Genomic DNA, 14,568 nt, shown 5'->3' on the forward strand with positions numbered 1-14,568 from the left:
CGGGCTGTCCGAGAGCCCTATAAATATAAGAAAGGCACTCTCGCTATGAACATTCTTCCTTCGCTGTGGGCGCGGGTTCTGGCGGCTACCCTGACGGTGACCGCGCTACCTGTCGTCCATGCCAAAACCCCGGCCGATCAATTGATCGTCGGCATGAGCATGATCAATTTGCTGTCCCTCGACCCGGCGGCGGCCACAGGTCTGGACGTGTCGGAGATCAATGCCAACCTCTATGACATGTTGCTGGTGCAAGACGTCGCTGCGCCGGATCGGCTGTTGCCGGCACTCGCCGAGCGCTGGCAAGTCAGCGACGACCGCAAGACCCTGACCTTCAATCTGCGCCAGGGCGTGCAATTTCAATCGGGCAACCCGTTGAGCGCCGAAGACGTCGCCTGGTCGTTGCAGCGCGTGCTCAAACTCAATCTCGCATTGGCGTCGACCTGGAAGGCTTACGGTTTTACCGCCGACAATGTCGAGCGTTCGATGCGCGCGACCGATGCCAATACCTTCGTCATTGAATTGCCGCGACCCACCGATCCGCAGTTGGTGCTCAACACGCTGGCGACCTCGCCAAGTGCCTTCATTCTCGACCGCAAAAAAGTCCTCGAACATCAGAAGAACAATGACCTGGGCGCCGCCTGGCTGGTGACGCACACCGCCGGCAGTGGTGCCTTCGTGCTCAATGACTGGCGTGCCAACGACGTGATTCTGATGAGCCGTTTCGACGGTTACTGGGGTGGCCCGGCCAAGCTCAAACGCATCGTCATGCGCAACATGACCGAGTCGCAGTCGTTGCGGCTGATGATTGAGCGCGGTGACCTCGACATCGCCAAAGGCATGTCGGCGCCGGACATCCAGGCCTTGCAGAACAGCGACAAGGTCCGCACGCAAACTCTGCAACGCGGCACTCTGTATTACGTCGCACTGAGTGTGAAGCAGCCGATGTTCGCCGACGCGCGCGTGCGCAAGGCCGTGCGCTCGTTGATCGACTATCAAGGCATCAACCAGACCGTCATGCCGCACTACGGCGTGATCAATCAGCGGCCGATGCCGTTGGGACTGGCCGCGCGCTTGCCGGATCCCGGTTATCGACTGAATGTCGATGAGGCAAAAAAACTCCTCGCCGAAGCCGGTTACCCCAACGGGTTCAAGACCAGTATTCGCGTGCTGGCCGAGCCGCCGTTCATCAATATTGCCTCCAACCTGCAATCGACGCTGGCGCAGGCCGGGATCGAAGCCAGCATCATCACCGGCACCGGTAACCAGATCTACGGCGCCATGCGTGAGCGCAGTTTCGACATCATCGTCGGCCGTGGCGGTGGCGGCGCCGAACGTCATCCCCATTCGAGCCTGCGCACGCTGGTGTACAACCCGGATAACCGTGACGAAGCCAAGCTGAGCAACTTCCAGGGCTGGCGCACTTCGTTTTACAGTCCCGAGTTGAATCAGTTGATCGAGAGTGCCGAAGTCGAGCCCGATGCGCAGAAACAGCAGGCGCAGTATCAGGACATCCAGCAGCAACTCGATCAGCAAGTGGGCGCGATTCTACCGGTCTCGCAAATGACCGATACGGTGCTGGTCTACGCCGATGTTGCCGATTTTCAAGGGCACACGGCCGCGACCACGCGCTACAAAGACGTCTACAAAAAACGCTGAAATGCACGGATGAACTTCGCGTGCCGGGTGCACCGGTGACCGTTTTATCAGGAGCTCACTATGTTTGTTATGACTGCCTCTGCCATGGGAGCCCGCGCCTCCAATACCGCGCGGCGTGCCAGCACGGTACTGGTGACGTTGCTGGGCCTGCTGGCGCTGACGTTTATCATCGGTCGGGTGATGCCGCTCGATCCGGTGCTGGCGGTGGTCGGGCCGGACGCCGACAGTTCGACCTACGATCAGGTGTACCGGGCGATGGGGCTGGACAAGCCGATCTGGACCCAGTTCGGCCTGTACCTCAATGACTTGCTGCACGGCAATTTCGGCAACGCGCTGCTGACCGGGCACCCGGTGCTCGATGACATCCGCCGAGTGTTTCCGGCCACCATCGAACTGGCGACTCTGGCCATCCTCTTCGGTGTGCTGATCGGTTTGCCGCTGGGCGTCTGCGCGGCGAGCAATCAGGGGCGACTGGGCGATCATGTCGCGCGGGTGATTACCCTGTTCGGCTATTCCACGCCGATTTTCTGGCTGGGCATGATGGGCTTGCTGGTGTTTTACGCCTGGCTCGGCTGGGCCGGGGGCGCCGGTCGCATCGACCTGGCGTACGACGGCATGGTGCCCGAAGTCACCGGGCTGTTGCTGATCGATTCAAGCCTGGCGGGTGATTGGGAAGCCTTCGCCAGCGCCTTGCGCCACATCGTCTTGCCGGCGCTGATCCTCGGGCTGAACTCGGTGGCTTACATCAGTCGGATGACGCGCAGCTTCATGCTCGAGCAACTGTCTCAGGAATACATCATCACCGCTCGGGTCAAGGGGTTGTCGCGTCGCCAGGTGGTCTGGGGCCACGCCTTTCGCAACATCCTCGTGCAACTGCTCACAGTGGTGGCGCTGGCTTACGGCTCGCTGCTCGAAGGCGCGGTGCTGATCGAAACGGTCTTTGCCTGGCCGGGTTTCGGCCAGTACCTGACCAGCAGCCTGATGCTCGGCGACATGAACGCGGTGATGGGCTGTGTGCTGGTGATCGGTTTGATTTTTGTCGCGCTCAATCTGATCAGCGATGCCTTGTACAAGGTCTTCGATCCGCGCACCCGTTAACACGCCTGGCGGCGGCACCAAAACTATAAAAACAAGGATTTTTCAATGACGACTGCATTTACCAAACTGCACGCTGGCCTGCTGGCGGCGATCCTGGCGCTGGTGCCGATGACCCAGGCCAGCGCCAAGACGCCGGCCGATCAACTGATCGTCGGCATGAGCATGGTCAACCTGTTTTCCATCGATCCGGCCAACGCGCCCGGCCTCGATGCTTCCGGCGTCAATGCCAATCTTTACGACACTCTGGTCAAGCGTGATCAGGGCAATCCGGAACAGCATCTGCCGCAACTGGCCGAGCGCTGGACGATCAGCGACGACGGCAAGCAGATAACCTTTCATTTGCGTCAGGACGTCAAGTTTCACTCCGGCAATCCGCTGACCGCTGAAGACGTGGCCTGGTCGTTGTACCGGGTGATGAAACTGAATTTCGGCCTGGCCACGACCTGGAAAGCCTACGGTTATAACGTCGACAACATTCAGTCACTGATCCGCGCCAGCGATGCCCACATGCTGGTCATTGACTTGCCGCAAACCATGGACCCACTGTTATTGATCGACTCGCTGGCGATCTCGCCAAGCGCGGTGGTGATCGATCGCAAAACAGCGTTGGCGCATGAGAAAAACAATGATCTCGGTGCTAACTGGCTGGTGACCAACGAGGCCGGCAGCGGCCCCTTTGTGCTGAGCAAATGGACCGCGAACGACTCGCTGTTGCTGACCCGCTTCGACGGTTATTGGGGCGGTGCTGCCAAGCTCAAACGGGTGGTGGTGCGGCACATGACCGAATCGCAATCGCTGCGCCTGATGCTGGAACGCGGTGACCTCGATCTGGCGTATGGCATGGCCGCGCCGGACATCCGCGCCATCGACGGTTCGGAAAAAATCCACGTGCAGTCACTGCCGCGCGGCACTATGTACTACGTCGCGCTGAGCATGAAACAGCCTGAATTTGCCAATCCCAAAGTGCGCGAAGCGGTGCGCAACCTGATCGACTACAAGGGCCTCGACGAACAGGTGATGCCGTATTACGGCAAGCTGAATCAGCAGCCGATGCAACTCGGTCTGGCGGCGCGCCTGCCGGATCCGGGGTATCGCATGGACGTCGCCAAGGCGAAAAAACTCCTCGCCGAAGCGGGTTATCCGGACGGCTTCAGCACGACCATTCGCACATTGTCAGAGCCGCCCTTCATCGACATCGCCGCGCGCCTGCAAGCGACGCTGGCCGAGGGCGGGATCAAGGCCAGCATCGTCAACGGTACTGGTAACCAGGTGTACGGCGCCATGCGCGCGCGCAACTTCGACATCATCGTTGCGCGCGGGGCCGAGCGCTATCCGCATCCGTATTTCAGCCTGCGCACGTTTGCCTACAACCCCAACAACAGCGATGACGCCGGCCTGCCGAATTTCCAGGGCTGGCGCGCGTCGTTTTTCAGCCCGCAGCTCAATAGCCTGATAGATCAGGCCGGGGTCGAACGCGATGCCGGCCAGCGCCTGAACCTGTATCACCAGGCGCAAAAAATCTACGACGAGCAGGTCGGCCCGATCATGATGATTTCGCAGATGACCGACACCGTGGTCAGCGCCGCCGACGTCAAGGGGTTCGCCGGTGATGATGCCGAGGCGACGCGTTATCTGGGTGTCTATAAACAACGCTGAACGCTGCCCGGTGCGTCGGCGTATGCGCCGGGTGATCCTGAATTCAATCCGAGAACATGCCCATGATTGCCAACATGTCTTCTACTGATTCGAGCGCCAAGCGGCGGTCGGATCGTACCCCCGGATCCAGCTTCGACGCCTTCTGCAAAAGTGCCCTGAAAGTCTTGCGGCACTTGTTGCGCAACCCGATGACCCTGGCCGGATTGCTGGTCGCGCTGGTGCTGGTAGTGGTGGCGCTGTTTGCGCCATGGATCGCCACCCATGATCCGGTGGCGCAAAACCTCGCCAATGCCCTGCAGGCGCCGGGCGCCGCGCACTGGTTCGGCACCGATGAATACGGCCGGGATATCTTCAGTCGGCTGGTCTACGGCTCGCGCATCACGCTGTACATCATCACCCTGGTGACCGTGATCGTCGGCCCGATCGGGCTGTTTATCGGCACCGTCTCCGGCTATTACGGTGGTGTTGTCGACACGGTGTTCATGCGTCTCACCGATATCTTCATCTCCTTTCCCAGTCTGGTGCTGGCGCTGGCATTTATCGCTGCGCTCGGTCCGGGCCTGGAACACGCGGTGGTAGCGATTGCGCTGACGTCGTGGCCGCCGATTGCGCGACTGGCGCGGGCGGAAACCCTGTCGTTGCGCAAGGCTGACTTCGTTGTGGCGGTCGAGCTGCAAGGGGCTTCGTCCACGCGAATCATCTTGCGGCACATTGTGCCGATGTGCATGTCGTCGGTGATCATCCGCCTGACCATGAACATGGCCGGGATCATCCTCACCGCAGCGGCTTTGGGCTTCCTCGGCCTCGGTGCGCAAGCGCCGTCGCCGGAGTGGGGCGCGATGATTTCCACCGGGCGTCGCTACATGCTCGAGTGCTGGTGGCTGGTGGCTGTTCCGGGGGCCGCAATCATGTTGGTCAGCCTGGCTTTCAACCTGTTGGGCGACGGCCTGCGGGACATTCTTGATCCGCGCAGCGAGTAATCGGAGGCTGTATGTCTGCAATCAAATTGAACGTCGAAGGGCTCAATGTGCGCTTCGTCAATGCTCAGAAAGAAACCCACGCCGTGCGCGACGTGTCCTTCACCCTCGGGCGGGAAAAACTCGCCATCGTCGGTGAGTCGGGCTCGGGCAAATCGACGGTGGGTCGCAGCCTGCTCAAGCTGCATCCGGCCAGCGCGCGGATCACCGCCAAGGCCATGCAGTTCGGTGAAGTCGATCTGCTGTCGGCCGGCGAAAAGGTCATGCAGAAGATTCGTGGCCAGCGCATTTCGATGATCATGCAGGACCCGAAATACTCGCTGAACCCGGTGGTCAAGGTCGGTGATCAAATTGCCGAGGCGTATCTGGCGCACCACAAGGCCAGCCGCAGCGAGGCCCGCGAGCGGGTGCTGGAAATGCTCGAAAAAGTGCATATCCGTGATCCGCAACGGGTCTACAACCTGTACCCGTATGAGGTTTCCGGTGGTATGGGCCAGCGGATCATGATCGCGATGATGGTCATCACCCGACCACAGGTGATCATCGCCGACGAGCCGACCTCGGCCCTTGATGTGTCGGTGCGTCAGCAAGTGCTCAACGTGCTGGAAGAATTGGTCGAGCAGCAGGAAATGGGTCTGATTTTCGTCAGCCACGACCTCAACCTTGTGCGCAACTACTGCGATCGCGTGTTGGTGATGTACGCCGGCAGGGTGGTCGAATCGCTCGCCGCCGGCGATCTGCAACATGCACAACATCCCTATACCCGCGGCCTGATGGCGGCGTTGCCGAGCATGGACAACCGTCGCGAACGGCTGCCGGTGTTGCAACGCGATCCACTGTGGCTGACTTGCTGAGGAATCGACCATGTCCATGATCCAAGCACACGCGCTGAACCTGAGTTTCGGCGCCGGCCCGGCCCTCAATCAGGTTCTGCACGACGTCAACCTCAGTGTCGCCGATGGCGAATCCTTCGGTCTGGTGGGGGAGTCCGGCTCCGGCAAGACCACCGTACTGCGCTGCCTGGCCGGGCAGTACCGGCACTGGACGGGCGAGTTGAGCATTGCCGGCGCGCCGCTGCAGCACAAGATTCCCAAGGAACATTTCCGTCAGGTGCAGATGGTGTTCCAGGACCCTTACGGCTCCCTGCATCCGCGCCACACCGTCGACACGGCCCTGCGTGAGCCGCTGATTATTCACGGCGTGCGCGACAAGGACGACCGGATCAACGAGATCCTGCTCAAGGTCGGTCTGAACGACAGTTACCGTTTTCGCTATCCGCATCAGTTGTCCGGTGGCCAGCGCCAGCGCGTGGCAATTGCCCGTGCGCTGATTCTCGAGCCGCGCGTATTGCTGCTCGATGAGCCGACCTCGGCGCTGGATGTCTCGGTGCAGGCGGAGATTCTCAATCTGCTGGCGGATTTGCGCCGGCGCGAGAAACTCACCTACCTGATGGTCACTCACGATCTCGGTGTGGTCACGCACCTGTGTGATCGAGTGGCGGTGATGCAGCAGGGCAAGATCGTCGAGCTGCTCGACAGTCAGGCGCTCAGCCAGGATCTGGCAAGCCACGCCTACACGCGAATGCTGGTGCAGGCCAGTCGAGATTTCAGCGAGGAGTCAGTGCGCCAGCTCGCTGGTTAAACCGATCCATCAAGGAGCGCGACATGCCGCATTGCCTTATCGATTGCCCGCAAAGCCTGGCCCAGCGTGTCGGCGAGCAAACCCTGCTCGCTGCCGTGCATGACGCCCTCGATGCCTTCGGCCTGTTCAAGGCCGGGGACATCAAGGTGCGCCTCAATACGTTCGAGCACTACCGCTGCGGCGCGGGCGCGGACGATTTTGTCCACGTCGTCCTGTCGGTGTTGTCCGGGCGCAGTGCTGAACAGCGCCAGCGTCTGGCCTCGGCGACCGTGGCGGCGCTGGTCGCTTTACTGCCGGACGTCGAGTCATTGTCGATGGAGGTTGTGGAAATGCCCCGCGAGACGTTCGTCAACCGCAGCCAATATCTGCAAGAAGCCGGATTTTCGGCCTGAACAAGGAGTGCTCATGCCTTATCGAAATGTTGTTCCGACGCAGCGCAAACAGCCTTTGGCTTTGTCGCTGGCAGCCACGTTGACGCTGGTTTGCAGTGTGCCGTCGTGGGCGCTGGAGGCGCCGGCAAAATTGCAGGTGCCGACCCTGGCCTACGATGATCAGCAGATCATTCTGGTCTGGGAAAAGCCCGCCGATCACGCCGATATCAGCGACTACCGGGTCTACGCCAACGGTGTGTTGCTGGGCGGCAGCAACGCCAACAATGACCGCGTCTCGCCGGCCAAACCTTACATCGACCGCTTCTACGAACAGGATGTTGCCGGTTTTCATCATCGCATCGGCATTCACAGTTACACCGCGCAAGGCTTGAAAGCGGATACGGCCTATCGGTTCACCGTGCGTTCGGTGGGCACCGATGGCACGGAGTCGGCAGACAGTCCGCCCGTTGTGCAGCGGACGAGCAAGGTCGCCGCCGTGTTCGATGTCAGGAAATATGGCGCCAAGGGCGATGGCAAAAGCCTCGATACCCTGGCGATCCAGAACGCCATCGATGCCTGCACCCCCGGCTGCAAAGTGTTGTTGCCCAGGGGCACCTACAAAAGCGGGGCGCTCTACCTGAAGAGCAACATCACCGTGGAAATCGCCGAGGGTGCAACGCTGTTGGGTTCCGAGCGGGCCGAAGACTATCCGCTGGCCGGCTACATCCAGTATCCGTATTCGAGCACCGTGCGCCCGGCGTCGCTGATCAACGCCTTGCCGCGTGATCCGCGGCAGCATCAGTCGTTCGAAAACATCCGCATCGTCGGCAAAGGCACGATTGACGGCAACGGCTGGAAGCGCCGCGCCGATGTCGTCGACGAGCGCGGTCAGCCATTGCCGTTCTACCTGCCCAGCGACAACACTCGCTACCAACAGGACGGCATTCTGGCCAAGGCGCAAGTCGAGCAAGCGGTGGCGCGCGGCATGAACGTCAAGGATGCCTACGGGCAGATGCGCTCGTCGCTGATCACCCTGCGCAACGTGAAAAACGTGTTCTACGGCGGTTTCACCGTGGTGAATCCGGCATTCCACGGGATCATGAACCTGGAAACCGAGAACGTAGTGCTGGCCAATACCACGCATAAAACCTACGACGCCAATAACGGCGACGGCATCGAATTCGCCAACAGCAAGGGCGCGATGGTCTTCAACAACTTCTTTGATACCGGCGATGACTGCGTCAATTTTGCTGCGGGTACCGGCGCGGAGGCCGTGCAGCAAAAACCGCAGGAAGATGCCTGGATCTTCAATAACTACTTCCGCAAGGGCCACGGCATGGTGGTTGCCGGCAGCCATACCGGCGCATGGATTCAAAACATTCTGGCCGAAGACAACGTTTCCGATGGCACCGATGCCGGCCTGCGCATGAAGAGCACCAACTTCATGGGCGGCGGCGCGCGTAACGTCATTTTTCGCGACTCGGCGATCCGCAATACGCTCAAGCAGGCGTTCATTTTTACCCTCGACTACAACGATCCGAACGCCAAGCTGGATTACCAGCGTTCAACCATTCCCGGGCAATTTCGCGATATCCGCGTCGCCGACGTGAGCATCGAAAATGCTCAAGGCAAGGCGATCGAGGTCAAGGGCGACAGTCAGCACAACGCCTGGCATCAGGGGTTGGTGTTCGAGCGCGTGCGCTTCAGTGGCCCGGCCAAAGCGCAGATCGACGGGTTGAAGGATTCGCTGTTCGACCATGTGTCGTTCAGCGAGCATGGCGCTGCCAACCCGTGGCAAATCACCGGGAGTGTCGGGCTGACGTTCACGGATGTGCAGCCACCACCTCCGTAGAACCCTGATCAAGGTTTCGGCGATTTACCGAGGTCTTCCGAGTCGCTCGAAGTAGCAGCATCTTTGGCTGTTTCATGCGACTCGGCGCCGGAGTTCGAGCCCGACGCCTCTTCACCTTTCTTGTCGGCCTTGTCGGCGCTGGATTGCGCTTTGCCGGCCTGATTCACGCCGGGAAGCGCGGTCGGTGGCGCGGCAGACTCGTCAGCAGTCTTCGTGGCTGCCGAGGCGAAAAGCGGGCAGGCCGCGAGCAGGCCGGCCAGGGTGATCGCTGCAATTTTGCTGTTCATGATGGGTGTCTTCCGGTCGAAGCGGATGGTGATCATTGGAAGCACCCGGCGAGCGAAGGTGCCCGCTGCTGGACGGGCGGTCAGTCGCTGCTGTTCTTGTCACGTGAGGTCGACGATCTGGCTCCACTCAAGCCCGAACCGGCCGAGGTATTTCCTCAGTCGATCGGCGTCGTTGGCTTGTGCCTTGGCCTGGCGCGATATTCCGAACAGCCGGCGGCCGGCGTCGGACAAGCTGTCCGCCTGCCGGCACACCTCGATCACTGCCTTCAATTGCAAGCGGTCGAACAGATCCATGGTTTCGGCGTCCCCCGGTAACTCTCCTGAAATCGCCTGCGGTTGCGCCAATCCCCAGGCATAACGCAGCCGGTCGATCTCCTCCTGCACCTGCGCCTCATCAATCCGTCCGCTGTCGGCGAGGGTCGCCATGCGCGTAATCGACGCCGACAGTTCGCGGAAGTTGCCCAGCCACGCCGCCTCGCGAGCGCTGGCGAACGCCAGATAACTGCGCCGGGCTTCCAGATTGAAGCGCACCAGTTGCCCGTGTTCGCGGGCGTGGCGTTCCAGCTCGAAATCAATGTTCGGTTCGATGTCCTCGCGGCGGCCGGCGAGGCCGGGCAGGTCGAACGTCCACAGGTTGATGCGCGCGTACAAATCTTCGCGGAACAAGCCGTCAGCGACTCGGCTGCGCAGGTCGCGGTGGGTGCCGGCGATGATCAGGAAATCGCTTTCGACTTCCTTGTCCGAGCCCAGTGGAAAGAAGCGTTTTTCTTCAATCGCCTTGAGCAGCATCGCCTGTTCGTCTGCGCCCAGTTCGCCGATCTCATCGAGAAACAGCATGCCGCCATCGGCAGCGCGCAACAGGCCGTCGCGAGCATTCTGTGCGCCGGTGAAGGCGCCTTTGACATGGCCGAACAACGCCGACATCGCGCCATCGCCACGCAAGGTGGCGCAGTTGACCTCGACAAAACGCCCCTGCATCTGATGGCGACTGCGTTTGAGTTCGTAGATGCGTCGGGCGAGGAAGGATTTGCCGGCGCCGGTCGGGCCGATCAGCAGCATCGGCGCCTTCGAGCGCACGGCCACGCGCTCGATCTGTTCGATCGAGCGGTTGAAGGCGGCGTTACGTGTGGCGATGCCGGACTTCAAGAACTCCAGGCCTTCGAGGCGCTTGTTGGCGAAGCGCGAAGCGATGCGATCGTAGCGCGACAGGTCGAGATCGATCAGGGCATGCGTGCCGATGGCGTGATCGCTTTCGCTGTTGCGCTTGGCGGGGGAGGTCTGGATCAGCCGCGCCGGCAAGTAGCGCGCCTCGGTCAGCAGGAACCAGCAAATCTGCGCGACGTGGGTGCCGGTGGTGATGTGGACGAGGTAATCCTCGCGCTCGGTGTCGAAATCGTAGGCGGTGGTGAAGTCGTGCAGTGCGCCGTAGACCTCTTCGAAATCCCATGGGTTGCGCAATGACATCGGGTGCAGGCGCACTTCGGTCTCTGGCGAAACCTGCTGGATGTCGACGCGTACCCGCTCGGCGAGGCTGACGTCACGGGCGTCGATGCCGTGAATCAACTCGAGCCGGTTGATCAACACGTCCTGCTGTTGGCATAGGCCTACGCTGGGGCGCCAATGGCTCCAGCGATTGGCACCCTTGCCGACGCGATCAAGGGTGGCACCGATAAATCCGATGGCGACGGTTTGCTTGTTTGGCATGTTTATCTCAAAAGATAAAAAACGATATCCAATGATAATTATTCGGCGAAGGGTTTGTCGTCAGTTGATTCGATGAAATACGACATAAAGAATAAAAACGTTGTAAATCAATAAGTTGTAAATATTTTTCGTTGGAAATCAAAAGCTGGCACAGCCGCTGCAATACCTATCGCAACGAACAGGACAACACAGCGAGACGCCAAGATGGCCAACTCAACTCTCTTCAACACGCAATCGAATCACCTGCCGGCCTGCGACACCTTGAACGCCTCCGGTGCCAGCGCTTATGCCTACAGCCCGAAGCACCAACTGGCGCAATTGGCAGTCACCGGTTGCCTGAACCAGACCTTCTACGCCTCCGCAGAAAGTCAGCTGGATCAAGTGCTGAAGCTGGTGGCCGAGCTCGACAGTCGCTTCGTGGCGAAAGCTGCGATCTACGCTCGCAAGAAAGGTCACATGAAAGACATGCCGGCATTGTTACTGGCGGCATTGACCGCGCAGCGTTCAAGTCTGGTGCCAGAGGTTTTCGAGCAAGTCATCGACAGCGGCAAGATGCTGCGCAACTTTGTGCAGATCCTCCGTAGTGGTGCCACCGGACGTAAATCCCTTGGCTCGCAACCCAAGCGTCTGGTGCAGAACTGGCTGAACAGCGCGACCGAGCGGCAACTGCTGCAAGCGTCGATCGGCAATCAACCGTCGTTGGCGGACGTGGTGAAAATGGTTCACCCGAAACCTGCCGAAGCGTGGCGTGAAGCGTTTTTCGCCTGGTTGATCGGCAAACCGGTGGAGGCAAAGGCCTTGCCGGAGCTGACTCGCGATTTGCTGGCGTTTCGCAGCGGCGCGAGTGATGAAGTGCCAGCGGTGCCGTTTCAGTTGCTCGGCAACGAAACACTGAGCAAGGAGCAATGGGCCCATCAAGCCCGCAATATGGGCTGGCAGGGGTTGCGCATCAACCTCAACACCTTGGCGCGCCACGGTGCGTTTGAAGTGCCGGGTTGCATCGAATATGTCGCGGCGCGGTTGGCCGATCCACAGGAAGTGGCGAAGGCGCGGGTGTATCCGTACCAGTTGTTGTCGGCTTATCGGATGATGGGCGAAAACATCCCGGCAGCGATCCGCGACGCCTTGCAGGAGGCGCTGGAGTTGTCGCTGGCCAACGTGCCCACGCTTGAGGGGGCGGTAGTGGTTTGCCCGGATGTGTCGGGTTCGATGGGCAGCCCGGTAACCGGTTATCGTCCTGGTGCGACCTCGCAGGTGCGCTGCATCGACGTGGCGGCGCTGGTCGCCGCAGCGGTCTTGCGCAAGCAGCCGGCTGCCCGGGTCATGCCGTTCGAGATCAACGTGGTGGATATCCAGCTCAACCCGCGTGACAGTGTGATCAGCAACGCCGAGAAGCTCGCCGGCATTTTTGGCGGCGGCACCAACTGCTCGGCACCGCTGAAAAGATTGGCGGACAGCAAGGCCAGGGTCGATACGTTGATCATGGTCTCGGACAACGAATCGTGGATCGATGCGCAGCGTCGCGGCGCCAGCGAGACGATGCGCCAATGGGAGCGGATCAAGAAGCTCAACCCACACGCCCGGCTGGTGTGCATCGATATCCAGCCAGGCCTTGCAACACAAGTGGCGGATCGCGATGACATCTTGAATGTCGGCGGTTTCAGCGATGCGGTGTTCGACGTGATCGAGCAGTTCACCAGCGGCCAATACAGTGCGCAGCACTGGGTCGAGGCGATCGAAAGCGCGTCATGAATTGATTGATCACCGGCGCTGAATGCCGATGGGACTACATCCAAGACGTCTCATCAAGCCCTTGTCAGCGCCAGTGACGGCACGAATGCCTGATGGCTGTACATCTTAGGCCGGTTAAGTCCGGAGCGCGGCAACGCGCAACAGTCATCAACTTTTGTCGTGCCACCTTTTTTGCAGTGATGGGCAGCGAATGCGACAGGCACTACATCGGAACGCGGGTTCGACTCCCGCCCCGGCAACGGGGGCTCAACTGGCAGAGCCACAGTGCCTGTGTTTTTGTCGCTGCGACTTACAGAACAACGCCGAATCATCGGCCAATGAATAAAGAATGAAGACATGAAAGAACACACTTACCAACTGCTCGAAGTCGCCAACGGCAAACCGATCAAACTCTGGATCGAAGGCGTCCCGGTGGAAAACGAGGCCCGCGAGCAGTTGATGAACACCGCGAAAATGCCGTTCATCTTCAAACATCTGGCGGTCATGCCGGACGTGCACCTGGGCAAGGGCTCGACCATCGGCAGCGTGATCCCGACCGTCGGCGCGATCATTCCGGCAGCGGTCGGCGTCGACATCGGCTGCGGCATGATCGCCGCGCGTACGTCGCTGACCGCCGCTGATTTGCCGGACAACCTGCTCGGTCTGCGCAGCGCTATCGAGCAAGCGGTGCCGCATGGCCGCAGTTCAAACCGTTCGCGACGCGACAAGGGCGCCTGGGATGAAATCCCGCAGCAAGCCGATCAGGCCTGGGCGGGGCTGCAGCCTCGGTTCAAATTGATTACCGACAAGTACCCGAAACTGGCCAACACCAACAACCGTGGGCACCTCGGCACGCTCGGCAGCGGCAACCACTTCATCGAAGTGTGCCTGGATGAAGCCAACAGGGTCTGGTTCATGTTGCACAGTGGCTCGCGCGGTGTCGGCAACGCCATCGGCAACCTGTTCATCCAGTTGGCTCAGGCAGACATGCGTCAGCACATCGCCAACCTGCCGGATCGTGACCTGGCCTACTTCGAAGAAGGCAGTCAGCACTTTGATGATTACGTGGAAGCGGTGGGTTGGGCGCAGGACTTCGCCAAACAGAACCGCGAACTGATGATGCGCGCAGTGATTCAGGCGACACGGCAGATTATTCGCAAGCCGTTTGAAGTGGCGCTGGAAGCGGTCAACTGCCACCACAACTACGTGCAGAAAGAGCGGCATTTTGGTGAAGAGGTGCTGGTCACCCGCAAAGGCGCGGTGTCGGCGAAGAAGGGCGAGTTGGGGATTATTCCGGGCTCGATGGGTGCCAAAAGTTTCATCGTTCGCGGTCTGGGCAACGAAGAGTCGTTCAGCTCCTGCAGCCACGGCGCCGGCCGCACCATGAGCCGCACCAAGGCCAAGAACACCTTCACCGTCGAAGATCAGATTCGCGCCACTGCCCATGTGGAGTGCCGCAAGGACGAAGCGGTGATCGACGAAATTCCGATGGCCTACAAGGACATCGACAAAGTCATGCACGCCCAGCGTGAGCTGGTGGAAGTGCTGCACACCTTGCGTCAGGTGGTGTGCGTCAAAGGATAAAAGGGAAAGCA

The 14,568-nt window shown here is 60.4% G+C and carries 12 protein-coding genes; 10 read left to right on the forward strand and 2 right to left on the reverse strand.

All coding sequences use genetic code 11. From position 1 onward, the window contains the following. Positions 1–45 precede the first annotated feature (45 nt). The 8 genes from AC5SEM_RS06825 (at position 46) to AC5SEM_RS06860 (ending at position 9,251) form a co-directional block, all read left to right on the forward strand. Positions 46–1,656, forward strand: coding sequence for an ABC transporter substrate-binding protein (locus AC5SEM_RS06825; RefSeq protein ID WP_371043487.1), 1,611 nt, complete (start codon positions 46–48; stop codon positions 1,654–1,656). A gap of 84 nt (positions 1,657–1,740) precedes the next feature. Beyond that, positions 1,741–2,754 (forward strand): ABC transporter permease, encoded by a 1,014-nt coding sequence (locus AC5SEM_RS06830; protein WP_016987798.1) that lies wholly within the window; start codon positions 1,741–1,743, stop codon positions 2,752–2,754. 45 nt (positions 2,755–2,799) lie between these two features. After that, entirely contained in the window at positions 2,800–4,410 is a 1,611-nt protein-coding gene (locus tag AC5SEM_RS06835) for an ABC transporter substrate-binding protein (protein WP_495472446.1), read from the forward strand. A gap of 62 nt (positions 4,411–4,472) precedes the next feature. Then, positions 4,473–5,390 (forward strand): ABC transporter permease, encoded by a 918-nt coding sequence (locus AC5SEM_RS06840; protein ID WP_034152645.1) that lies wholly within the window; start codon positions 4,473–4,475, stop codon positions 5,388–5,390. Between the two features lie 11 nt (positions 5,391–5,401). Continuing rightward, entirely contained in the window at positions 5,402–6,241 is an 840-nt protein-coding gene (locus AC5SEM_RS06845; RefSeq protein WP_495472447.1) for an ABC transporter ATP-binding protein, read from the forward strand. A 10-nt stretch (positions 6,242–6,251) separates the two neighbouring features. Beyond that, positions 6,252–7,028, forward strand: a complete 777-nt coding sequence (locus AC5SEM_RS06850) for an ABC transporter ATP-binding protein (RefSeq protein WP_273916401.1) — start codon at positions 6,252–6,254, stop codon at positions 7,026–7,028. 23 nt (positions 7,029–7,051) lie between these two features. Then, the gene (locus tag AC5SEM_RS06855; RefSeq protein ID WP_495472448.1) at positions 7,052–7,420 is read left to right on the forward strand and encodes a 5-carboxymethyl-2-hydroxymuconate Delta-isomerase; all 369 of its coding nucleotides are present in this window, start codon (positions 7,052–7,054) and stop codon (positions 7,418–7,420) included. 13 nt (positions 7,421–7,433) lie between these two features. After that, entirely contained in the window at positions 7,434–9,251 is a 1,818-nt protein-coding gene (locus AC5SEM_RS06860; protein ID WP_495472449.1) for a glycosyl hydrolase family 28 protein, read from the forward strand. 8 nt (positions 9,252–9,259) lie between these two features. Here AC5SEM_RS06860 and AC5SEM_RS06865 read toward each other — a convergent pair whose 3' ends face one another. Together AC5SEM_RS06865 and rtcR are read right to left on the reverse strand one after the other, a co-directional pair. Then, positions 9,260–9,538 (reverse strand): hypothetical protein, encoded by a 279-nt coding sequence (locus AC5SEM_RS06865; RefSeq protein WP_495473447.1) that lies wholly within the window; start codon positions 9,536–9,538, stop codon positions 9,260–9,262. Between the two features lie 99 nt (positions 9,539–9,637). Continuing rightward, positions 9,638–11,242 (reverse strand): RNA repair transcriptional activator RtcR, encoded by a 1,605-nt coding sequence (gene rtcR / locus AC5SEM_RS06870; protein WP_495472450.1) that lies wholly within the window; start codon positions 11,240–11,242, stop codon positions 9,638–9,640. Between the two features lie 204 nt (positions 11,243–11,446). Between rtcR and AC5SEM_RS06875 the strand changes: the two genes are divergently transcribed. Together AC5SEM_RS06875 and AC5SEM_RS06880 are read left to right on the forward strand one after the other, a co-directional pair. Further along, positions 11,447–12,994 carry an RNA-binding protein gene (locus AC5SEM_RS06875; protein WP_495472451.1) on the forward strand — a complete coding sequence of 516 codons (1,548 nt, stop codon included), beginning with the start codon at positions 11,447–11,449 and terminating at the stop codon, positions 12,992–12,994. A 336-nt stretch (positions 12,995–13,330) separates the two neighbouring features. Continuing rightward, on the forward strand, positions 13,331–14,557 hold the full coding sequence (locus tag AC5SEM_RS06880) for an RtcB family protein (RefSeq protein ID WP_495472452.1): 1,227 nt from the start codon (positions 13,331–13,333) through the stop codon (positions 14,555–14,557). The last annotated feature ends 11 nt before the right edge of the window (positions 14,558–14,568 follow it).

It is taken from the genome of Pseudomonas sp. CH61 (assembly GCF_059429415.1).